Source organism: Cohnella lubricantis, from assembly GCF_014212015.1.
GTDB lineage: Bacteria > Bacillota > Bacilli > Paenibacillales > Paenibacillaceae > Cohnella > Cohnella lubricantis.
This window is the reverse complement of the sequence record NZ_JACJVN010000043.1, coordinates 1-20839: the sequence shown is the minus strand read 5'-3', so window position 1 is coordinate 20839 and position 20839 is coordinate 1. Positions and strand designations below refer to the sequence as shown.

Genomic DNA, 20839 nt, shown 5'->3' with positions numbered 1-20839 from the left:
CCTCCCACCCGACGATCGGACAGGAAGCGGGGCATGCTTTGCCGCGCAGCTCTTATCATATTCATAGTTTGCCACAGAGGGATGGAGCCGCGCAATAGGAATGGGTGCAGGAGCGGATCAAGAGTTGTATGCTGGAAGCAAATCATATGCAGCACGTCTCACACTCGACATCCCACATCCCACATCCGCCACCCCACACCCCGCATTATCGGGCAGGAATTGTCGGAAGCCTCTGCGGCATTCCTGCTATTCTGTGATGGAGAGGAGGTCATCCAGATGAATATGCTAAAGGCCATGAACGATGCGCTCCGGTACGTGGAGGAGCATCTGGCGGAGATGATCGATCTGCAGGAAGCGGCCAGGCTGGCGGTCTGTTCGGAATACCATTTGCAACGGATGTTCTCGTTCCTCGCCGGGATCCCGCTCTCCGAATACATCCGCCGCAGACGCTTAACGCTTGCCGCGTTCGAGCTGGAGGGCAGCGCCGCCAGGGTGATCGACGTCGCCGTCAAATACGGCTACGGCTCGGCCGACTCCTTCGCGCGAGCGTTCCAAGCATGGCACGGCGTCTTGCCGTCCGAGGCCAGAGCAGGCGGCCATGCGCTGAGGGCATTCTCGCCGATGACCTTCCAATTAGCCGTTACAGGAGGCGCAGAGATGAAGGTACGCATAATCGACAAGGAACCCTTCCGCATCGTCGGCATCACGCGGCGAGTGCCCATTGTGTTCAACGGCGTTAATCCGGACATTGAAGCGATGTGGAAGAGCCTGGACGCCGATACGATCCGAACCATGAAGGAGTTGTCGGATATCGAGCCCCAGGGAATCATTAGCGCGTCTGTGAATTTCGATGACGGCCGCATGGAGGAGCGAGGAGCGCTCGATCATTATATCGGCGCAGCGACGACGAAGGCTTGTCCCGAGCATCTGGCGCAGCTGGAAGCGGCGGCTTCGACGTGGGCGGTGTTCGAGGCGGCCGGGCCGTTCCCGAAGGCGCTTCAAGAGGTGTGGGGCCGCATCTATTCGGAGTGGTTCCCATCCTCGAATTACGAGCTGGTCGAAGGGCCGGAGATTCTGTGGAACGCGGACAAGGACACCAGCTTGCCCAATTATCGGAGCGAGATCTGGGTCCCGGTTAAGCGGAGAGGATAACGAGTTTCGAGACGTTAGGCTGAGGCTAACGCATAGGCTGCCCAACCAAGAACCCTGGAGGGGCTCCTCCAGGGTTCAATCAACTTAATCAACCATATCTTCGCTACTAGAAGCACGTGAACGACTCGATGCTTCGCAGGTCGAAGCCGGAGAACATCCAGAAGCGCCCGTTCCAGCGGAAGCCGGCGACGGACGTCCGGCCGACGAAGACGGGGAAGAACCAGAAGCCGGGGCCGCGTCTCGGCCAGATGTAGGTGTTGCGGAACAGGCAGCCGGAGATCGCGCCAGGATCAATAGCGAACGTCGCCGCGGTCAGCGGCCTGGGCGGAACGTTCAAAGGCGGCGGCGCTGCAGGGGGTTGAAGCCCTCCCTGCGGTCCGAACGGAGGCGCGAATGAAGGGGGCTGCTGCCCTCCGGGCGGTCCGAATGGCGGTGTGAACGGAGGTGTCTGCGGCCCTCCTGGCGGGCCGAATGGAGGCATGAATGCCATGCGGGTGATTCACTCCTTTGTGGTCGTCGGATTTTCCAAGATCAGATGAACAGAGAGATGGCGAGCAGATCGTACAGCACCAGCGGCAGAATGAAGTTGCCAGGGAAGCCGAAGCCCGGCAGGAATGCGCGATCGGCACCGTCATTCGACAGGCTGAGGTAGAGGATGCTCTTGTCGATATGAACGATATGCCCTTCGAAAACATCGCCGTCCACCGTCTCAACCTTCACGAGCCTGTTCGCGTGCTGGGCGCACACATGATGAAGATGCTGCTTAACGGCTTGCAAGTACTGATGCGTATCCGATTGGCAATGATAAACCGGAGACAGCTGCTGCGGCGCAGTTAGTTCGCTCATGTCGATAACCTCCGTATTGGGCTGGAATCATTCTATGCGCTTGCCCACTTCGGTGCTACGGCAGAACCATTTTTTTGAAAAAAATTAGTTGCAATAGCACCCTATTCGGGCATATACTGCAATTAGTTGCAATGACATCCTATCTAAGGAGGCGGTCATCTTGAGTGATGGTTGGACCGAACCGTCCGCGGGTACGGCGGAGTCCCATGGGAAGTACATCTCGGCGATCTACCGCCACATGCAGATACTGATCGCCGCCGAGCTGGCTCCTTATCGGATCGGGAGCGGACAGTATATTTTCCTAATGGCGATTGCCGGCCGGGAAGGGATCACGCAGAAGGAGCTGAGCGAGAGTCTGCTCATCGACAAGACGACGACCGCGAAGGCGATCGCCAAGCTGGAGGCCGAGGGGTACGTGCGGAGGGAAGCCAATCCGGCGGACAATCGCTATCAGCTGCTCTACTTGACGGAGGCTGGCCGGGACGTGGTGCCGAAGGTTCAGCAGGGGCTGAATCAGGTGAAGAGCAAAGCGAGCAAGGGCATCAGCGACGAGGACTACGCGTTCATGCTCGATCTGCTGAAGCAGGTGTTGCGCAATGTCAGCGAGCATACCAGAGGCGGAAGCGCCAATTAAGGAGGGGCAAACTCATGATTATAGCTAGTCCGTTCGTGGCGGTCGATAACAACAAGGAAGAACTCAAGTTCTACCAGCGTGTGCTTGGCGGCGAGATCGTCGTCTTGCGCAAGCAAGGGGAAGAGGTGCTGAACGCGGAGCTGCGGCTGGGGAGCACGAAGATCACCTTCGCCGACACGCAGGCGGCTCAGCCTACTGCGAAGGGCGATTATGTGAAGGTCTTCCTTCGGATCGAGAAGGAAGAGGAATTCCGGCGAGTCTATGCCGGACTGGCGGAGGGCGGCCAGATCACCAAAGAGGCGTATGAAGCTCCGTTCAACGGGCTCCTCGCCACCTTAACGGACCGCAACGGCGTCGCCTGGGTGCTGTCATATTATCGGGAGTAGGATGGCTGTCACACAACCGCACCTCCGATTGTCTTAACCTGTATCCATTCTAAAGAGGATATCCTCTTCATCGCAGAACAGCTGATCAGCAGCGCAGACTAACAATAAGCGGCGTCGGGCGGTTTAGCCCGGCGCCGCCTCTGCGTTCTTGCGATCCAGCCAACCCGTTAGATCCGCGAGGAATCGCTCCCGCTCGAGATCGTCGTAGGGCCGGTGGAGCATATCCGGGTATTCGATTCGCCGCTTGTCGCCGGACGGGATCGAATCGAAGAAGAGCCTCAGCTTGCCGGGCGGCGTTACGGGGTCGGCGAGCCCGTATTGCAGCAGGAACGGAAGGCTCAGCGTATGCGCGCTGCTCTCGATGCGCTTGATCGCATTCGCCAGCCCGCGGCCAAGCCCCGGCGTCACCGAATAGTGGCGCAGTTCGTCCGATGCCAGGCGTGCCCGAGCCTCGGGGTCTTTCGTTAGGGCGGTAAAATCAGGTTTAGAGTTCACCGTAAAATCGGGTTTGACGATGCTCAAGACGGCAACGAGCACCTTCTCCGGCAGCTTCATCTCGTAGGTGAGCGCCGGCGCGATCGCGGCCAGCCCCGCAAGACCGGCAGATCGCCGCAAGGCATAATCGATGGAGATCGCGCCACCAAGACTGTGGCCGATCAGATACAGGGGCGAATTCGGCTGCTCAAGCTCGACCTTCTGACGGAACAAGTGGAGATCGTCCGTATATTCCTCCCATTTTCGAATATAGGCCCTTGTTCCCGGATTCCGGCCGTGCCCCCGCAGGTCGAAGGCATAAACCGCATACCCCTGCTCCGCCAGCCGCTGCGTCATGTTGGCCATGCCGCCGCTATGGTCGCCAAGCCCGTGCAACGCGATCACGGCAGCCTTCGGCGCTGTATTCGGCAAGATGGCTCGGTAGAATAACTCGTAACCGCCCGCGCCATGGAAAATCCCCTCTTCGGTTCGCAACACTTCACGTCCTCCATTAGTAAGACCGTTTATTCTTAAGGTAATGAAATTCTGGGTCAGCTCTGGAATTCCTTCAAGCCGGCGGCAGGACGATCCGCCGTATCTAGGCATTGGAATTGCGGGGTATAATAAACTGACAGTAGTAAACATCCAAGGCTCGGCCTTGCGTTGATAGAGGGAGATGCGATGACGACGACAACTGATACGGCCAGCACGGGCTGGCGCTTCGACAATAGCTACGCCCGCCTGCCGGAGATTCTGTTCACGAGGATGGAGCCGAGTCCCGTGCGCTCGCCGAAGCTGGCTATTCTGAATGAGCCGCTGGCGAAGGTGCTTGGGCTGAATGCGGAGGCGCTGCGCAGCGAGCAAGCGGTGGAAGTATTCGCGGGCAACCGGATTCCCGAGGGAGCCGAGCCGCTCGCGCAAGCTTATGCCGGGCATCAATTCGGGCATTTCACGATGCTGGGCGACGGCCGGGCGCTGCTGCTCGGCGAACAGATCACGCCGCGAGAAGAGCGGATCGATATTCAGCTCAAGGGCTCGGGCCGCACGCGTTATTCCCGCGGAGGCGACGGCCGTGCGGCGCTGGGGCCGATGCTGCGGGAATACATCATCAGCGAAGCGATGCATGCGCTGGGCATCCCGACGACCCGCAGCTTGGCGGTCGTGACGACCGGTGAGACGATCTTCCGCGAGACGGAGCTGCCGGGCGCGATTCTCGCCCGCACGGCGGCGAGCCATTTGCGCGTCGGCACGTTCCAGTACGCGGCGAATTGGGGGACGGCCGAGGATCTGCGGGCGCTGGTTGATTATGCCCTGCAGCGGCATTATCCGGGTGCCGCATCGGGAGGCGCGGCCGGGGACGGTGCGGCAGCAGACGATGTCACAGCAGGCAATATGCAAGGCAATCGGGCCCTGATCCTGCTGCGCGAAGTCATTCAGCGGCAAGCGCTGCTCATCGCCAAGTGGCAGCTGGTCGGCTTCATTCACGGCGTTATGAACACCGACAATATGGCGATCAGCGGTGAGACGATCGACTACGGGCCGTGCGCCTTCATGGATGCCTACGATCCGGCGACCGTATTTAGCTCCATTGATACGCAGGGCCGCTATGCTTACGGCAATCAGCCGTACATTGCCGTCTGGAACCTCGCGCGGCTGGCGGAATCGCTCCTGCCTCTATTGCATGAGGACGAGGAGCAGGCCGTCAAGCTGGCCGAAGATGCGCTTGGCGAATTCGGCGGCCAGTTCCAGCATCATTGGCTGGCGGGCATGCGGATGAAGCTCGGGATGACGGGGATCGAGGAGGAGGACGAAGCCCTTATCGCCAACCTGCTGGAGATCATGAAGAAGCACCGAGCGGACTACACGAATACGTTCCGCGCCTTCACTGTCGATCGCCTCGAGGATACGGCGATGTACGGCTCGCCGGAATTCGCCGAGTGGCAAGTGAAGTGGCAGGCGAGATTGGACCGGAACAAGACCTCTAAGGAAGCTTCGCGGGAGCTCATGCGTACCACGAATCCCGCCGTAATCCCGCGCAACCATCGGGTGGAGGAAGCGCTGGAAGCGGCGGTGGCGCGCGACGATTACAGCGTCCTGCACCGGCTGCTGGATGTGCTGCGAGACCCCTTCGCGCACTCCGCCGAACAAGAGGAATACTGCTCGCTGCCCGAGCCGTCGGCGCAGCCCTATCGCACCTTCTGCGGGACTTGAGACTGCATGCTGTTCGCTGTCGCAGCCGGGTTGCATGATAATTCCGGCTCGGTCTGTATCCACAAAACCCCAGTCGAGAGTGAACGCTTCGGCGCAGCCAGATCGTCGAGACGCCGCCCAGACTCTCTTGCCGATAACGGAACGCGGTTCCGTTATCGGCAAGCTGAAGAACGATCTCCGCGAGATAACTGAACGGCATTCCGTTATTTCCGCGTTTCAGGTTGTTTACTCGAAGTGAATGCCGCGGATAACGGAACAGCGTTCCTTTAATGCGACTGCGAGCAAGTATTTAGGGCTAGATAACGGAACGCGGTTCCGTTATCGCGTGGAGCCGCATGAGCCGGAACTCATCCGATAAGCGTCGAGACCTTCTCGGCAGGCTTGGGACCGCTTCGGCGGTCCTTTCCTTATAACTCGCAGCCTATCCACCCATAACTCGCGGCCTGTCTCCCCTGCGCCTGCATCGCCGGACCAACGCGAATATCCTTTAACGCGTTAATGGCTAGATTTTACCTGTAGCCGATCGTCTCCTTCTTATAATATAGTCATACCAAACTGAACGCGGAAAGCGAGAAATCACACCATGAATCTGCTTCGTAGAAAATCCATCTCTGCGCTTATCACTCGATCGGAGAAGAACGGCGCTTCGTTAAAAAAGGATTTGGGGGCCTTCGACTTAACGATGCTGGGAGTCGGCACCATCATCGGCACGGGCATCTTCGTCATCACCGGATTGGCGGCCGCCTAACATGCCGGTCCCGCGCTGATTCTCTCCTTCATTCTGTCCGGTCTGGCTTGCGTCTTCGCTGCTCTCTGCTATGCCGAATTCGCTTCAGCCGTTCCGGTGGCCGGAAGTGTATATACGTACAGCTATACCACCTTCGGGGAATTGATCGCCTGGATTCTGGGCTGGGATTTGCTTCTGGAATACGGGGTGGCTGCGTCCGCCGTCGCGAGCGGATGGTCGGGCTACTTCCAGGGCATCTTGGACGGACTGGGTATCCACTTGCCGGCCGCGATATCCAATGCCTATGACCCTGACAAGGGCTCCTTCATCGATCTGCCTGCTGTTGGTATCATCCTGCTCCTGACATCTCTGTTAACTCGCGGCGCGAAAAGATCGGCGCGGTTCAACGCTATCATGGTCGTCATCAAAGTCGCCGTCGTTCTGCTCTTCATCGCCGTAGGCGCCTGGTACGTTAAGCCGGAGAACTGGACGCCGTTCATGCCGTTCGGCTTCTCCGGGGTGGCGACTGGCGCAGCGACTGTGTTCTTCGCCTACATCGGCTTCGATGCGGTATCCACGGCGGCCGAGGAAGTGAAGAACCCGCAGCGCGACATGCCGATCGGGATCATCGCATCGCTCGCGATCTGCACGCTGCTCTATATTGTCGTCTGTTTGATCCTGACCGGAGTCGTTCCGTATACGCAGCTTGATGTCAAAGACCCGGTTGCCTTCGCGCTTCGTTACATTCATCAAGACTGGGCTTCCTACTTGATCTCCGTCGGAGCGATTGCCGGCATTACGACGGTGCTTCTCGTCCTGATGTTCGGACAGACCCGGCTGTTCTACGCGATAAGCCGCGACGGCTTGCTGCCGAGGAAGCTGTCGAAGGTGAGCGGGAAGCATAGCGCCCCTACGCTTAACGTATGGCTGACCGGCGGCATGGTCGCCGTGCTGGCAGGCATCTTCCCGATCAAGGTGTTATCCAATCTGACCAACCTCGGCACGCTGTTCGCCTTCGTCGTTGTCTCGATCGGAATCATCGTGCTTCGCCGAACGCAGCCGAACCTTCGCCGGGGTTTTAAGGTTCCGCTGGTGCCGCTCATACCTGTGCTGGCGGTCTTGTTCTGCGGCTACTTGATTCTGCAACTGTCTTCGACCGCATTTATCGGCTTCGGCATTTGGCTGGCCGTCGGCCTTGTCATCTACTTCGTCTATGGCCATCGGAACGCAACGAGCGTCATGGAGGAGCAAGAATCGGACGCCGGATGAATTTGACTTTTACAATATATGGACGGCGTTTATAATGAAATTATCTTTTGAGAGATAGAAGACAAGTGGAGGGAGATCCAATGGAGATCAAGCGGGACGACCTGACCGGCGCGAAGATTCAGGCGCTCATCGGCGAGCATCTGCAGAACATGTACGAGCAATCTCCGGCGTGCAGCGTGCACGCGCTTAACCTGGACGGACTTCGGAAGCCGGACGTGACCTTCTGGAGCGTATGGGAGCAGGATGAGCTCTTAGGCTGCGGAGCGCTGAAGGAGCTGGATCCGGAGCATGGCGAGGTCAAGTCGATGCGAACCGCCTCCGTGCATCGCCGCAGAGGCGTCGCCCGCCGCATGCTGGCGCACATCATCGAAGAAGCGAAGCGGCGCGGCTATCAGCGGCTTAGTTTGGAGACAGGCTCCACGGAGGGATTCGAACCGGCGAGACGATTGTACGAGAGCTTCGGCTTCCAATACTGCGGGCCGTTCGCGGATTACGAGGAGGACGTGAACAGCTCTTTTATGACCAGGGAGCTGTGAGGAGATGGGGTGTTTGTCTCTAAGAAGGTACAACCTGGCTTCTATCTACATATGTTGTTAGTGAGCCGTTAATCCTTCTCAAGGGAGATGGTGCTAACCGTGTTGGCTTCGCTGACCTATTGGATGGAAGTCGCCTTATGGGTGGTGCTCGGCGCGATGGCAGCCGATTTTCTAGCCGGCTTGTTCCGAATGTTGACGAATAGCAGTCTCTCATTCGAACCGGTGCTGGGCTATTTAAGAGACATCCTCTACTACATCGTTCCGCTGCTGGTGCTCGCCTCGCTCGCCACGATGGACACGACGGGCTGGATCGTTCTGGTCGGCTATTACATCGGCGCGCTTGCCGTGTTCTTCAAATACCTGCGGGATCTTCGGGCAAAATTCTAATATACCGGATATGACGGCTCAACCCCAAAGGGCCGGGAAGCATCCTCTCGAGATGCTCCCGGCCCTTATCTCATGCTACTCGTCTTCCGGCAGATGCTCCTTGCAGAAGGCGGCGAGCGCTTCCTCCTCTTCCGGCTCGAGGTCGAGATCCAGCGGCTTGCCGGTCCCGCGCTCGATCAGATCGTACCTCACGATGCCGGCCTGCTCGCCGTCCACCTTGAAGATGACGCGGATCGCAACGCCATTAGCCGAATATAGTTCGTCATCCTCCTCGATATCCAGATCGAGTACGAATTCATATCGCTTGCCGGCGAGAATTCCGAATGGATCCTTGACCAGCTCGGCTGTGTATTCTCTAATGTTCAGCATGCTTCCATCCCTTCAGCTCGTTGGCTGAGTCTATTATACACGTTTTGCCGAAGTCGGATCATGCATTCGCGGCGCGGGAGGTCTACTGCCTGTCGAAGACGGGTATAACATAACGATGATAGCCAAGATGCAATTCAACGGCACATAGGAGGTCATTGGCATGAATCAACCGGGCGGCGAGCAGCAGCAGACATTCGGAGGGCCATTGCTTCAAGACAAAGTCGCGGTCATTACAGGCGCCGGGTCGGGCATCGGGCGGGCGGCCGCGCTGCGCTTCGCCGGAAGCGGGGCGCACGTCTGCTTGCTCGACCTGAAGAACGACCGAACCGAGCAGGTAGAGGAGGAGATTCGCGGCATGGGAAGGGAGGCGCTGTTCTGCGACGTCGACGTGGCGAACCCGCAGCGGGTCGAGCAGGCGATTCGCTCAGCCGCCGAGCGGTTCGGGCGCATCGACATTGTGTTCGCGAATGCGGGCATCAACGGGACGCTCGCTCCGATCGAGGACCTGACGCCGGAGGATTGGGACAAGACACTGACGACGAATTTGAAGGGCACCTTCTTAACCGTTAAGTACGCCATTCCGCACATGAAGCAGGCCGGCGGCAGCATCATCGTCACGAGCTCCGTTAACGGCAGCCGCGTCTTCTCGAACTTCGGCATGACAGCGTACAGCGCCTCCAAGGCCGGGCAGATCGCCTTCGCGAAGATGGCCGCGCTGGAGCTCGCCCGGTACAAGATCCGGGTCAACGTCATCTGTCCCGGAGCGGTGGAGACGAATATCGGCGAGAACACCCATCCGACGCAGGCGGTCGAACGCATTCGCATTCCCGTTGAATATCCGGAAGGCGGCCAGCCGTTGGAGCATCGGCCCGCGAAGCCGGAGCAGGTGGCCGATCTGGTCCTGTTCCTCGCTTCGGAGCAGTCCAGCCACATCTCCGGCACGGAGGTATTCATTGACGGCGCGGAGACGCTGCTCTAGACTGGATCGCCAGCTGATGTGAGCCAGGCGCGCATCCCTCAACTAGACCCAAGCGTCCTTCGAATACCCGCGTTCTTCCCAATAGCCGACGTGGTCGTCCGGAATCAACTCGATCCGGTTCAGCCACTTCACCGACTTGTAGCCGTACATCTTCGGCACGATCAGCCGCGCAGGCCCGCCGAGATCGCTCGGGATGAGCTTGCCGTCCAGCAGGACCGCCACCAGCACATCGTCCATGTCCGCCTGATCCAAAGTCAGCGAATCCGTATATACCCCATCGCCGGAGTAGAATTTAACCATCTTCGCGGAGCTCTTCACGCCGGCCTGCTTCAGCAGCTCCTTCAGCTTGATGCCTTCCCACGTGTTGCGGTATACCGACCAGCCCGTCACGCAGTGGAAGTCGCTCACCTGCACCGTCCGCGGCAGCTGGACGAACTCCGTCCAGTTCCACGACAAGCGGTGTTCGACGAGACCGTCAATCGTGAAGGACCAATTCTCGTTCGAGAAGGCGGGGATCCGAGTCACCGTGTACACCCGGTAACTGCCTTGCGCTCCGCCGCCGATCGGCGGGGAGGACTGCGGAAGCGGCGTCGGCGCAGGCGTCAGCCGATTGGCGTCTTCGGCGATGAGCGCCTCAATCGAGCTGCCGCCGCCAAGCGACGCGCTGATCCATCTCAGGAAGGATGGTCCCAGCGTCACCGCCAGCCCGACGCCGATCGCGCCGCGAATGAACGCCCGCCGCGTCATTAGCGGCCCTTGCGCGGCCGGGTGCAACGGCTCGCGCACCGGCTCCCGGCCGGTCTTGACCGTTCGCCGGTGCGGTTCCTTCAGCCATCTGAGCCGGGTCAAGGAATGATAGATAACGTAGGGCAGCCCCGCCCATGACAGGATATCGTGAACGAGCAGCGCCGCGTTCGCCGCTCGGGGGCCGGCAAGCCGGAACTGCCACAGCACCGCGCCTGAGGCGAACCAGCCGAGCAGCAGGACGAGCACGATCAGTACATTGAACCGCTGCCACGGCCTGCTCCTCAGCTGCTTCCAATGCTTGCCCGCCAACAGCAAGTAATAGAGCACTGGCACAATGGAGGCGATGCCGACCCCGATATGCAGCCACTTGATCCATACCCGTCCCTCGCCCAGCAAGCTTCGCCAGAAGCCGAGGGCCAACATGAGCCCCGTCAACGCCAAGAAGAATACCATCCAGCCGTTCCACGTATGGAGCTTCGCCAGCTTGCGGCCGAACCCTTTGCGCAGCCGATCCAGCATTCGCCTCATTGCTCCGCCTCCTCAGACTGCATGTCGTCATGAATCCGCATAGCGCAAAATGATGATTGCTCGTATCCGGGCGAACTCTTGTGGTTGGTTCTATTATACGGCCGACGGAACTTCAATAGCAGCAGGACTTAGAGGTTGAGCAGCTTGGCATCCAGCCAAGGACGAATGATCGGCAGAACATTCGAGGCTTGCATCGTTTGGGTATGGTCCAAGCCGTCCAGCACCCGGACATCCCAGCCGAGCGCTTCTAACTCTTCGCGCCCGTTCAACAGCGGTCCGGCGATATCAACGGTCACATCGCCCCAGCGCTCGCCGTACTCAATCTTGTCGGCTGACCCTGCGAAGCATAGGCGCGGGCACCGGACGGAAGCTTGAGCCGTCCGATCGTCGAAGTCTTGCAGCTGTTGATACAGCGTCACGAACTGCTTCGTCTGCGCTTCGCTAAGCGTGACTTCAACCGTCGACCAGTCGAAGTCGTCCGCGGAAGCGGAGGCGGCGTACGTCTGAGCTTCGGCAGGCTCCTTCGGCGCCGTCGCCATCTCGTAAGTCGCCATCGTGACGCGCAGCATCTCCTTGTACGGCCCGCCGATAGGAGGGAACCCGCCCATGATCAGCGCGGACAGGCGGTCGGTTCGCATGGCCAGTTGAAGACCGATTAAGGCGAGCCAGGAGTAGCCGTAATAAGCGAATCGGCCGGCTCCCGAAGCATCGGCAATCGTCAGCAGGTCTGCCGCGACATTCGCAGGCGTCAGCGTATCCGGCTTGGGAGAACGCTGTACATGACCCTCATAATCGAAGGCAATGACGCAATACTGGCCGCTGAGCCCTTCGATCAGCGACCGTCCAAGCGCGGGATCGACTCCCCATTGGCGCATCTCGTCAGCCTGAGAGCCTTCGATCGGCTTCGGATTCACCGGCAGCAGTATACTCGGTCCTGTGCCTTGAACCTCGATTGGAATACGGCTTCCGTCATGCAGCGTGGCTTCCATCATGGGGAATGTCCTCCTTAGTTGGATTTCTCGTCGATGAACAAATACTTGCCGGCCTGAAGAGAGCTGATGAGCGTCTCGGTCGTCTCGATCGCATAACGGATATAGCCCACCCACATGCCGACCAGCTCCGGGTGCTTGGATGGATTGGACGGAATCGGCTCGGTCGGCAGCGTCTGGAGGAAAGCAACGGTTTGCCTCAGCGAAGCTAATCGCTCCTCCAACAGCGTAAGGACCTGCCGGCGAGGCAGCAGCTCCATGAAGGCGATTCCCGCAGCCAACTGTTGGAAGTCGTTGCTCTTCAGCGCAGCCTTGAGGATCGACTCCAATTCGAGACGCCCCTCGTCGGTCAAGGTGTACTCCGTTCGGGCAGGGCCGCGCTTGGCGGCGTCCCCCGACTCTACCGCCCGGATCATTCCATGCGATTCGAGCTTCTCCAACGCATGGTAGATGGACCCCGGCTTGACGCTCGTCCAAGTATCTGCCCGCCATGCGGTCAATTCTTGGTGAACCCCATAGCCGTGGGTGATTCCGCGTCGAAGGATAACTCCCAATACAAGCAATCGAACCGTCGAGATGGTTGCTCAGCTCCCTTTTTCACACGAGTTAGGAACTTCACTATAGCAGAGCATGGATCATCTAGTCAAATTTGAATAGATGATCGTTGAACAATTATATCCCATTAATCCGTTCCAAAAGTTGGTCCAACAGGTTACGCTAGTAGCATTAAGGGGGAGATCTCTCTGATTAAAGAGGATCAAGCAACCATAACGTTAGGAGACGTTACGTTCAGTCTCCAAGAGCCGCATGACTTGGAATGGGTGAACCCTTGGAGAGACGATTAGAATCTATTGACGCTATCCTATTATTTCATGAGCATACAGAGGCCAAGGGGTATGTGGCGGTCGATTTCTACGACGGGAGCATTCTGTATGACTTCCGTATCCATCGCACCAAGATTTGCGACATCGATTTCTATCGACTGGGTCCTTCGGTCAACGATATGGGGGAACATTTCTGGGGCTCGAAGCGTTCGAAGGCGCCTGAAGAGTTCGTGTTAGGCGCTCCGATTGATAGCGTAACTAACGTATATACCTTGGGAGCAATTATCTTCGGATTGCTTGGAGGAGAGATGGACCATTCGTATGCGAAGTGGGAAGCAGGTGAGGCGTTGTACGGAGCAGCCCTGCGAGCGGTTCAACCGGAACGCGGTCGCAGATATGCGAGTGTCGTCGAGTTCAAGAGAGTGTGGGATGAGGCTCGTCTAGGGAGATGGTGAGGACGGAGACGTTGGGGCAGTGGCTGTCTGTACCTTATCGTCGGGATCGCCGTGCTTATCGTACTGGCTTCTGGGCGGCTTCCAAGAAGTCGAAGAAGTAGGGCAGCCCGGCCATTATATGCTAAAATCCACATACACGAAGGCTCACAGATGCACCGCATCAGATACGCACAAGTATAAGCAAAAAGCACAAGGAGATGAATCACATGCGCATGAATCGACTAGGCGCTTCCGAGCTGCTCGTCGGCGAGATCGGGCTCGGCTGCATGACGCTCGGCACCGACGAACGGAAGGCTGTATCGCTCATCCATGAGGCGCTGGAGCGCGGCGTTAACTTCCTCGACACCGCCGATCTGTATGACAACGGGCGCAATGAGGAGCTGGTCGGCAAGGCGATTCAAGGCCGGCGCGATCAGATCGTATTGGCGACGAAGGCGGGGAACCGGCGAATTCCAAGACAAGAAGGCTGGAGCTGGGACCCGTCGAAAAAGTACATTTTGTCCGCGGTCAAAGACAGCCTGCGCCGGCTCGGCACGGATTACATCGACCTGTATCAGCTTCATGGAGGCACGCTCGACGACCCGATCGACGAGACGATCGAAGCGTTCGAGCAGCTGAAGCGGGAAGGTGTCATCCGCGAATATGGGATCTCCTCGATCCGTCCCAACGTCATTCGCGAATACGCCGCGCGCTCCTCTATCGTCAGCGTGATGAACCAATACAGCATCATCGATCGCCGAGCGGAAGAGGAAGTGCTCCCCTTGCTTCAGGAGAAGAGCATTAGCGTTATCGCGCGGGGTCCGCTGGCCAGCGGAGCGCTCGCTGCCAATCGCGCGCCGTCTAAGGGCGTGATGGAGTATGAGCTGGAGGAGCTGATCGCGCTGCGCGAGGGGCTGCAGCAGCTAGAGACAGAGGGGCGCAGCCTCACGCAGCTGGCGATTCGCTATTCGCTTAGCCATCCGGCGGTAGCTGTCGCCATCCCTGGCGCCAGCTCGCGCGATCAGCTGCTGCAGAATCTGGCGGCGGCGCAGGTGCCGGAGCTGACGGAGGAAGAGGTGCAGACGATTCGCCGCCTCAGCAAGGCAAACAAGTATACGCTGCATCGGTAGTTTGCCCTGGAAGAGCAGCAAAAAAACGACGGCGTAAGGAGATATCCTTGGCGCCGTCGTTCTATTTAGGCGGAGAAGCTCGATCATATCGAGCTTCTCGTATGCTTAGCCTTGCTCCGCTGCCCGAGCGGCTGCCGCTTCCGGCTGCTGACCGGCCTCGTCCGCAGACTTCACCTTGCGGATGAAGAACGACAGCGCGAGCGCCACGATTCCGATGCCGATGATCACCACATAGGCATCGTTAATGCCCTGGATCGACGCTTCCGTGATCATATGCTGCATGTCGCCGGCATTGCCGGAGGCCGTCATATCGGCCAGATGGTGCTTGGTGCGGGACGTCATGATCGTCACCAGCAGCGCGGTGCCAATCGCGCCGGCTACTTGCCGGGACGTATTGGAGATAGCGGTGCCGTGCGCATTGAGCCGCGCCGGCAGCTGATTCAGTCCTGCCGTCTGGATCGGCATCATGAACAGCGCCATTCCCAGGCGCCGGCCCGTGGACATGAAGATGAGATAAGTGTAGCTGGTCGAATCGGTCAGGTTGATGAAGCCGAGCGTCGTGCCGATCGTAATCGCGAGGCCAACCACCGACAGCCACTTCGCGCCGAAGCGGTCGAACAGCTTGCCGGCCAGCGGCATCATGACCGCCATCAACGCCGCGCCCGGCAGCATGAGCAAGCCGGATTCAAGCGGCGTGTAGCCTCGGGCATTCTGCAGATACAACGGCAGCAGCATCATGTCGGCATACATCACCATTGTGATGGCGACATTGATAATCGTCGTCAGCGAGAACATATTGTACCGGAAGGCTCTCATGTCGAGCAGCGGATTCGGAATGACAAGCTGACGCCAGACGAAGAGAGCGATCGCAATGATGCCGATGCCGATCGGGACGAGCACCTCGGCATCGCTCCAGCCCTGGTTGCCAGCGGAGCTGAAGCCGTAGATCAACGTGCCGAAGCCGATCGTCGAAGAGACAACTCCCCACAGATCCAACTTCGGATAGGATCGTTCAGCAACATTTTTGAGGAAATAGTAAGCCAACGCAATGACGATCACGGTCAGCGGAATCATGGCGTAGAACAGAACGCGCCAAGAGAAGTGCTCCAGCACATAACCGGTAACCGTTGGGCCGATGGCCGGCGCGAAGATAATAGCGAAGCCGACCATCCCCATAGCGGCTCCACGCTTGTCGGGCGGGAACAGCTTCAGAATAACCGTCATGAGCAGCGGCATGATGATCCCGGCGCCGGCGGCTTGGATCAAGCGTCCGGCCAGCAGCAGCTCGAAGCTCGGCGCGAAGCCGGACACGACCGTGCCGGCGAGGAACAGGAGCATTGCCGACTGGAACAATTCGCGGGTCGTGAACCGCTGCATGAGATAGGCGGTAATTGGAATGAGGACGCCGTTGACCAGCATGTAGCCCGTGGTCAGCCATTGAGCCGTCGCGGCGGAGATGTCGAAGTCGGTCATCAACTCCGGCAGCGCGACGCTCATGATCGTCTGGTTAAGCACGGTAATGAATGCTCCTAGAATCATGACGAAGAGGAGCGGCCCTCTTCTCACCGAGATACCCTGTGATGGTGTCTGTGTTAGCGTTGATGCAGACAAAGCGCTTCAATCCTTCCTAGTGAATAGAATGTAATCATCATAGTGTTGTATAATTAACTCATTGTCGAATTATAGGGCCATCGGCCGCGGGCGGCAAGCGACAATCCGAGGCGCAACTGTTGGATAATTGACGTGTAGGCGGAATCCTGTTGACTTAGGGGAGAATGTTAGACAGATCACTGAACAGGTGTCATCGCTGCGATGAAATGGCAGAGAGGGAGCTGAAGTATGACGGCAAGATCCAGACCGAATGAGGCCGATCCCCGCGTGCAGCGGACCCGCGAGTTGATCCGGAATGCCTTCGTCGACTTGCTGGAAGAGATGGATTTGGAGAAAATCACGGTGAACCGAATCGCCGAACGCGCGAAGATTAATCGAGTGACCTTCTATCTTCACTACCGCGACATTCCGGATATGATCGATAAGATCGCGGACGATATCATGAAGGAGATGAAGGAAGCGTTGGAGAAGGGGGAAGCCGAGCTGGAGATGCGGAAGACGGATATTAGCGACGACCGCACCCACAGCACCGTCTTCGTCCGAATGCTGGAGTATATCGAGAGGAACGCCAAGCTGTTCAAGCTGATGCTCGCAACGAAGCGGGTTCCGGCGTTCACTGACCGGTTCCACAGGATGACCATCGAGCAGCTATCCGCTCGAATCGAGCAGCGCTTCGCGAATCAGTCGGCGCCAAGCGTGCCAGCGGATATCAGCACATGGTACCTATACTCCGCACACATCGGCACGATCGTCATATGGCTGCAGCACGATATGCCGTATCGGCCGCAATATCTAGCTGATCAAATGATGCGGTTGACGCCGCGTCTATGGCAGCCGGAGGGCGAGATTTGACTTGCGGGCAGAGGTACCCGCAGAGACATCAGCCGCGAAGCGACCCAATTGGGGCGTTCCGCGGCTGATTTGTTGCGGAACTGGAAGCAAGTGAGAATTGTCGAATGATAGTGGCGAGAGTAGTCTGTTAGACTCATATTTTGTTGATCTTTTGGTCCTGCGCAGGTATGATGAGTTAGGAAAAAACTTCCGATATTGTGCTTTTATCACCATAAAGATCAGTCGGGGTCCATTCACGGGAGGAATCGAGATGTTTTGCGAGAAGTGTGGAACGAGATTAAACGACCAAGCTAATTTTTGTGCCTCGTGCGGCACTCCGGTTCAGATGCGGCAAGAGCCGTCGGACGGAAGCGTCACGGAAGGGGAAGTGACGGCCGGAGTCGAAGCGACGGCAGCAGTCGAAGTGACAGCCGCAGTGGAAGAGACGGCAGCGGCGTCGGCGGCCGTCAAGATGGAGGAGCCGGTTCGCCCGGAATCGTCGGCGTTCGTTGACCCGGCTGTTCAGCCGGCGGCGGCTCCCAAGCTCGAGCTTCCGCCTCTCCCCGAAGCCGGGCAGCCTGCCAAGGCGGCTCTGCTCAAGCGCCCGTGGTTCCAGGCAACGATCGGCGCTGTCGTCGTTGCGGCTGCTGCGGCTGCCGTCTTCTTCTTCGTACCGCTGAACGGATCTGGCCAGAATGAGCCTCTTCTGATTATGAGCGAGAACGAATTGTTGCTGAAGGCTTCTTCTAAGGCCGAACCGATCTCGGTCAGTTCGGAAGTGAGCGATGACGACGAACTGGACGAATTCTCTCAAGAGTACATACGCTATAACCCAGGCATCATCGCCCAGCTTAACGACGACAAGACGAAGCTATTCTTCCTTGACCGCATTAAGGAAGATGGCACCGGCAGCTTGTACTATCGAGAAGTGAAGGCTAAACCAAGCGACGATTCGGTCGCTAACAAGGGGACCAAGCTGGCGAGCGGCGTTCTATTCCAATATGGCAGCCAATTCACGATTGCTAACAACGGCAAAGGTATTATCTATGTGAAGAACTACACCGTAGATGAAGGCGGCAAACTGAGCTACCACGATCTGAAGAACGAGACGGTCATCGACAGCGGCGTGTATGATTATTGGTACTCGGACGATCAATCCGCCCTGTATTACACGAAGCAGGACGACGAAGAGACGATCCTGTATTTCGTAACGCTGCAGAAGCCGGAGGACAAGACCAAGGTCGATTCCGATATTGGCTACATCAGCGATTTCGATCAGGATACGGCCAAGATCTATTACACCAAATCGGACGACAAGCCGAGCGATACCGAGAATAGCAGTTCGACGATGACGCTGTATAGCAGAGAGCTGACTCAAGACAGGACGAAGGTACTGGACGGCATCAGCTTTATCCTATCCGGCATTGACAACAATGAGTTCTATTACACGACAGAGACTCGCAAGGAGGTCTCCTTGGCAAGCTTGGTTGACGATCCTCTCGCCCAGAGCGATGCGGCGATGAAGGAGCCTGTCTATAGCGACTACCAGACCGTCGTCCAGGTGCCTCAGACGGATTATTGGACCGGAGAGACTTATTATTACGATGACATTGAGACGGACTATGATGCTTTGTATGATGCTTATGATGCGTACGACGCGAAGCTGGCGCGCGACGATCTGCGCCAGAGCTTGCAGGGAGAGACGATCGAGGACATCTCTTATAATTTAAATCTGTTCAGCAATGGCCAATCCACTTTGATCGCCAGCGATTATTTGAACAGCCCGTTCAATGATTTGTCATCCAAGCTTATCGTCTATAACAAGAACGATCGCGGATCGATGAACAAGCTCTCGCTGACCGACATCTCTTCGGCCGAAGACGTTCGCGCCGCTTATGACGAGACATTGAGCGAGTCGGGGGTCACCTACATGTCGCTGGGCGCCATTCCGGATATCGAATTCGGCGACGAAGACACCGCCAGTTGGAACTACGCGATATCGGCCGATGGCAAACAGCTGTATGTCATTGAGAGCACGGACTCGAAGGACGAGCTTGTCTCCTACGATCTCGGCACGGGCAAACCGGAGAACCGCCAAGTGATCGACGATGAAGCGGCATCCATGACCTATATTGCCGATGCCGGTCAGATGTACTATTACAAGGACGTCAACGACAGCGGAGCAGGCGAGCTCTATTCGCGGAAGAACGGTACGAGCCAGAAGATCGCCTTCGATGTCCAAGCCGGTCAGACCACCATCTATTCGGATCAGAACGTTGTCCTATACATGACGGACTACGATGAAGACGACGAGACCGGCACGCTGAACATGTATCAAGACCAGAAGAGCACGAAGATCGCTAACGATATCGGCCTGTATTTCTTCACATACGGCTCCGATCTGTATTATCTGAACAATTACGACAGCGACGACGGCAACGGAGACCTTATCAAGTATATAAGCGAAGACAAGAACGAGAAGATTCGCGATGACGTATACGGTGTTTATCCGACAGAGTTCGGATACTCCTTCTAAGCTAGAAGCATTGCCTATTCCAACAAGCCGGCGATCCCTGTGATCCCGGCTTGTTCCTTATCCGCTATGAGCCGCTCTTCTCCGCCGCCCTAGAACAACTGCGAACTCCGTCGGCAAGATCACACCCCTAACTTTTTTCCGACAGCATCTGCCAAGAAGGGCGTTCTGCTATAGTCCCTGCATACATATAGTTGAGAAGATGACCTCTTAGCAGCGGCCATTATTCTCAAGGAGGAGGCGGAGAAGTGACGACGGTCGGCCAGCAGTTTGTTTTTAACTTTACTGGTGCTGAACAGCAGTTTGTCGTACCTAGCGATGTGCAAGTCGTTCGGATCGAGAGCTGGGGAGCGCAAGGCGGTACCGCTACGACGAACGGTGTCGGTGGTCTAGGCGGTTACGCGGCGGGGACGTTCTTGGTGGCGCCGGGTGAGACGTTGTTCGTGTTCGTCGGCGGCATGGGGGAGAACGGAGCGATCAACGGTCCTGCGACTGCCGGGGGCTTTAACGGCGGCGGCAGCGGGGGCCCAGGGTTTGACAATTCCGCTTCAGGCGGCGGAGGCGGGGGCGCTTCGGATGTTAGGCGAGGCGGCGATACGCTTGCCGACCGGATCCTCGTGGCCGGCGGCGGAGGCGGAGGCACCGGCACGATCACGAGCGCGACTGCAGGATTTCCCGGAGGAGCAGGAGGCGGACTCGTCGGCGCAGATGGTCTAGGCGATTCTCCGACGGCTATTGGGCGGGGAGGCACGCAGACGGCTGGCGGCGCAGGAGGAACCGGAGGCACGCATACCGGCACGGCCGGCACGTTGGGTCAAGGCGGCAGCGGAACCGGCAACCGATTCGAAGGAGGACCGGGCGGCGGCGGCGGGCTCTTCGGGGGCGGAGCCGGGGGCGGCGGCAACGGAAATGACGGTTCAGGCGGCGGCGGTTCCGCCTTCATCGCCGCCGCCGCGGCGGACCCCGTGACGGAGACGGGTGTCCAAGCGGGCGATGGGCTGATTGTGTTCACGGCGCTAGGCGTGCTCAGCCTCAGCATCGTGAAGGTCGCCGACCGGAATGAAGCGGCGCCGGGCGATACGGTGAATTACACGGTCGAAGTGGTGAATACGGGGAACTTCGAGCTGACGAATGTGAGCGTCGTCGACCCGCAGCTCGGGATTGCCGAGACGATTCCGGCGCTTCCGGCGGGAGCGGGCATCTCGGTTCCCGCCTCCTTCACGATTCCGGCGTCGACGCCGG

Annotated in this window: 20 protein-coding genes and 1 pseudogene; 13 read left to right on the top strand and 8 right to left on the bottom strand. The window is 58.2% G+C overall.

Features of this window, described 5'->3' with window-relative positions; all coding sequences use genetic code 11:
* Nucleotides 1-276: 276 nt before the first annotated feature.
* A complete protein-coding gene (locus H4Q31_RS11855) occupies nucleotides 277-1152 on the top strand; it encodes an AraC family transcriptional regulator (protein ID WP_185179293.1) in 876 nt (291 codons plus the stop codon).
* A gap of 106 nt (nucleotides 1153-1258) precedes the next feature.
* Here the strand turns inward: H4Q31_RS11855 and H4Q31_RS11850 are convergent, their stop codons facing one another.
* Nucleotides 1259-1642 carry a transporter gene (locus H4Q31_RS11850; RefSeq protein WP_185179292.1) on the bottom strand — a complete coding sequence of 128 codons (384 nt, stop codon included), beginning with the start codon at nucleotides 1640-1642 and terminating at the stop codon, nucleotides 1259-1261.
* A gap of 41 nt (nucleotides 1643-1683) precedes the next feature.
* On the bottom strand, nucleotides 1684-1998 hold the full coding sequence (locus H4Q31_RS11845; RefSeq protein ID WP_185179291.1) for a hypothetical protein: 315 nt from the start codon (nucleotides 1996-1998) through the stop codon (nucleotides 1684-1686).
* Between the two features lie 160 nt (nucleotides 1999-2158).
* Between H4Q31_RS11845 and H4Q31_RS11840 the strand changes: the two genes are divergently transcribed.
* Both H4Q31_RS11840 and H4Q31_RS11835 read left to right on the top strand, forming a co-directional pair.
* The gene (locus H4Q31_RS11840) at nucleotides 2159-2632 is read left to right on the top strand and encodes a MarR family winged helix-turn-helix transcriptional regulator (protein ID WP_245347293.1); all 474 of its coding nucleotides are present in this window, start codon (nucleotides 2159-2161) and stop codon (nucleotides 2630-2632) included.
* A 14-nt stretch (nucleotides 2633-2646) separates the two neighbouring features.
* Nucleotides 2647-3018: a VOC family protein gene (locus tag H4Q31_RS11835; protein ID WP_221626822.1), complete on the top strand. Its 372-nt coding sequence runs from the start codon at nucleotides 2647-2649 to the stop codon at nucleotides 3016-3018.
* A 123-nt stretch (nucleotides 3019-3141) separates the two neighbouring features.
* Here the strand turns inward: H4Q31_RS11835 and H4Q31_RS11830 are convergent, their stop codons facing one another.
* On the bottom strand, nucleotides 3142-3990 hold the full coding sequence (locus tag H4Q31_RS11830) for an alpha/beta hydrolase (RefSeq protein WP_185179290.1): 849 nt from the start codon (nucleotides 3988-3990) through the stop codon (nucleotides 3142-3144).
* 183 nt (nucleotides 3991-4173) lie between these two features.
* Here H4Q31_RS11830 and H4Q31_RS11825 point away from each other — a divergent pair, with 183 nt between their 5' ends.
* The 4 genes and pseudogenes from H4Q31_RS11825 to H4Q31_RS11810 all read left to right on the top strand — a co-directional run bounded on the left by H4Q31_RS11825 (nucleotide 4174) and on the right by H4Q31_RS11810 (nucleotide 8622).
* The gene (locus H4Q31_RS11825; protein WP_185179289.1) at nucleotides 4174-5703 is read left to right on the top strand and encodes a protein adenylyltransferase SelO; all 1530 of its coding nucleotides are present in this window, start codon (nucleotides 4174-4176) and stop codon (nucleotides 5701-5703) included.
* Between the two features lie 583 nt (nucleotides 5704-6286).
* A pseudogene (gene bcaP / locus H4Q31_RS11820) lies at nucleotides 6287-7699 on the top strand (branched-chain amino acid transporter BcaP).
* 80 nt (nucleotides 7700-7779) lie between these two features.
* Complete coding sequence (locus H4Q31_RS11815) at nucleotides 7780-8235, top strand: GNAT family N-acetyltransferase (protein ID WP_185179288.1); 456 nt, start codon at nucleotides 7780-7782, stop codon at nucleotides 8233-8235.
* Nucleotides 8236-8334: 99 nt separating this feature from the next.
* Nucleotides 8335-8622: a hypothetical protein gene (locus tag H4Q31_RS11810; RefSeq protein WP_185179287.1), complete on the top strand. Its 288-nt coding sequence runs from the start codon at nucleotides 8335-8337 to the stop codon at nucleotides 8620-8622.
* A 75-nt stretch (nucleotides 8623-8697) separates the two neighbouring features.
* On the opposite strand, the gene H4Q31_RS11805 is transcribed toward H4Q31_RS11810, so the two are convergent.
* The gene (locus H4Q31_RS11805; RefSeq protein WP_185179286.1) at nucleotides 8698-8991 is read right to left on the bottom strand and encodes a DUF6509 family protein; all 294 of its coding nucleotides are present in this window, start codon (nucleotides 8989-8991) and stop codon (nucleotides 8698-8700) included.
* A gap of 160 nt (nucleotides 8992-9151) precedes the next feature.
* Here H4Q31_RS11805 and H4Q31_RS11800 point away from each other — a divergent pair, with 160 nt between their 5' ends.
* Nucleotides 9152-9970 (top strand): SDR family oxidoreductase, encoded by an 819-nt coding sequence (locus tag H4Q31_RS11800; RefSeq protein ID WP_185179285.1) that lies wholly within the window; start codon nucleotides 9152-9154, stop codon nucleotides 9968-9970.
* A gap of 42 nt (nucleotides 9971-10012) precedes the next feature.
* Here H4Q31_RS11800 and H4Q31_RS11795 read toward each other — a convergent pair whose 3' ends face one another.
* The 3 genes from H4Q31_RS11795 to H4Q31_RS11785 form a co-directional block, all read right to left on the bottom strand.
* Nucleotides 10013-11245 (bottom strand): molybdopterin-dependent oxidoreductase, encoded by a 1233-nt coding sequence (locus H4Q31_RS11795; RefSeq protein ID WP_185179284.1) that lies wholly within the window; start codon nucleotides 11243-11245, stop codon nucleotides 10013-10015.
* A 128-nt stretch (nucleotides 11246-11373) separates the two neighbouring features.
* Nucleotides 11374-12237, bottom strand: coding sequence for an alpha/beta fold hydrolase (locus H4Q31_RS11790; RefSeq protein WP_185179283.1), 864 nt, complete (start codon nucleotides 12235-12237; stop codon nucleotides 11374-11376).
* 14 nt (nucleotides 12238-12251) lie between these two features.
* Nucleotides 12252-12788: a PadR family transcriptional regulator gene (locus H4Q31_RS11785; RefSeq protein ID WP_260440149.1), complete on the bottom strand. Its 537-nt coding sequence runs from the start codon at nucleotides 12786-12788 to the stop codon at nucleotides 12252-12254.
* A 344-nt stretch (nucleotides 12789-13132) separates the two neighbouring features.
* On the opposite strand from H4Q31_RS11785, the gene H4Q31_RS11780 reads away from it, so the two are divergent.
* Both H4Q31_RS11780 and H4Q31_RS11775 read left to right on the top strand, forming a co-directional pair.
* Nucleotides 13133-13513 (top strand): hypothetical protein, encoded by a 381-nt coding sequence (locus tag H4Q31_RS11780; RefSeq protein WP_185179281.1) that lies wholly within the window; start codon nucleotides 13133-13135, stop codon nucleotides 13511-13513.
* Nucleotides 13514-13719: 206 nt separating this feature from the next.
* Nucleotides 13720-14622, top strand: coding sequence for an aldo/keto reductase (locus H4Q31_RS11775; RefSeq protein WP_185179280.1), 903 nt, complete (start codon nucleotides 13720-13722; stop codon nucleotides 14620-14622).
* 105 nt (nucleotides 14623-14727) lie between these two features.
* Here the strand turns inward: H4Q31_RS11775 and H4Q31_RS11770 are convergent, their stop codons facing one another.
* On the bottom strand, nucleotides 14728-16161 hold the full coding sequence (locus H4Q31_RS11770; RefSeq protein ID WP_185179300.1) for a DHA2 family efflux MFS transporter permease subunit: 1434 nt from the start codon (nucleotides 16159-16161) through the stop codon (nucleotides 14728-14730).
* Nucleotides 16162-16461: 300 nt separating this feature from the next.
* Here H4Q31_RS11770 and H4Q31_RS11765 point away from each other — a divergent pair, with 300 nt between their 5' ends.
* From H4Q31_RS11765 to H4Q31_RS21795, 3 genes are all read left to right on the top strand, one after another.
* Nucleotides 16462-17085, top strand: coding sequence for a TetR/AcrR family transcriptional regulator (locus tag H4Q31_RS11765; protein ID WP_185179279.1), 624 nt, complete (start codon nucleotides 16462-16464; stop codon nucleotides 17083-17085).
* A 250-nt stretch (nucleotides 17086-17335) separates the two neighbouring features.
* The gene (locus H4Q31_RS11760; RefSeq protein WP_185179278.1) at nucleotides 17336-19600 is read left to right on the top strand and encodes a zinc ribbon domain-containing protein; all 2265 of its coding nucleotides are present in this window, start codon (nucleotides 17336-17338) and stop codon (nucleotides 19598-19600) included.
* Nucleotides 19601-19845: 245 nt separating this feature from the next.
* Nucleotides 19846-20839: glycine-rich protein (locus H4Q31_RS21795; protein WP_185179277.1), on the top strand; the 994-nt coding region annotated here is incomplete at its 3' end.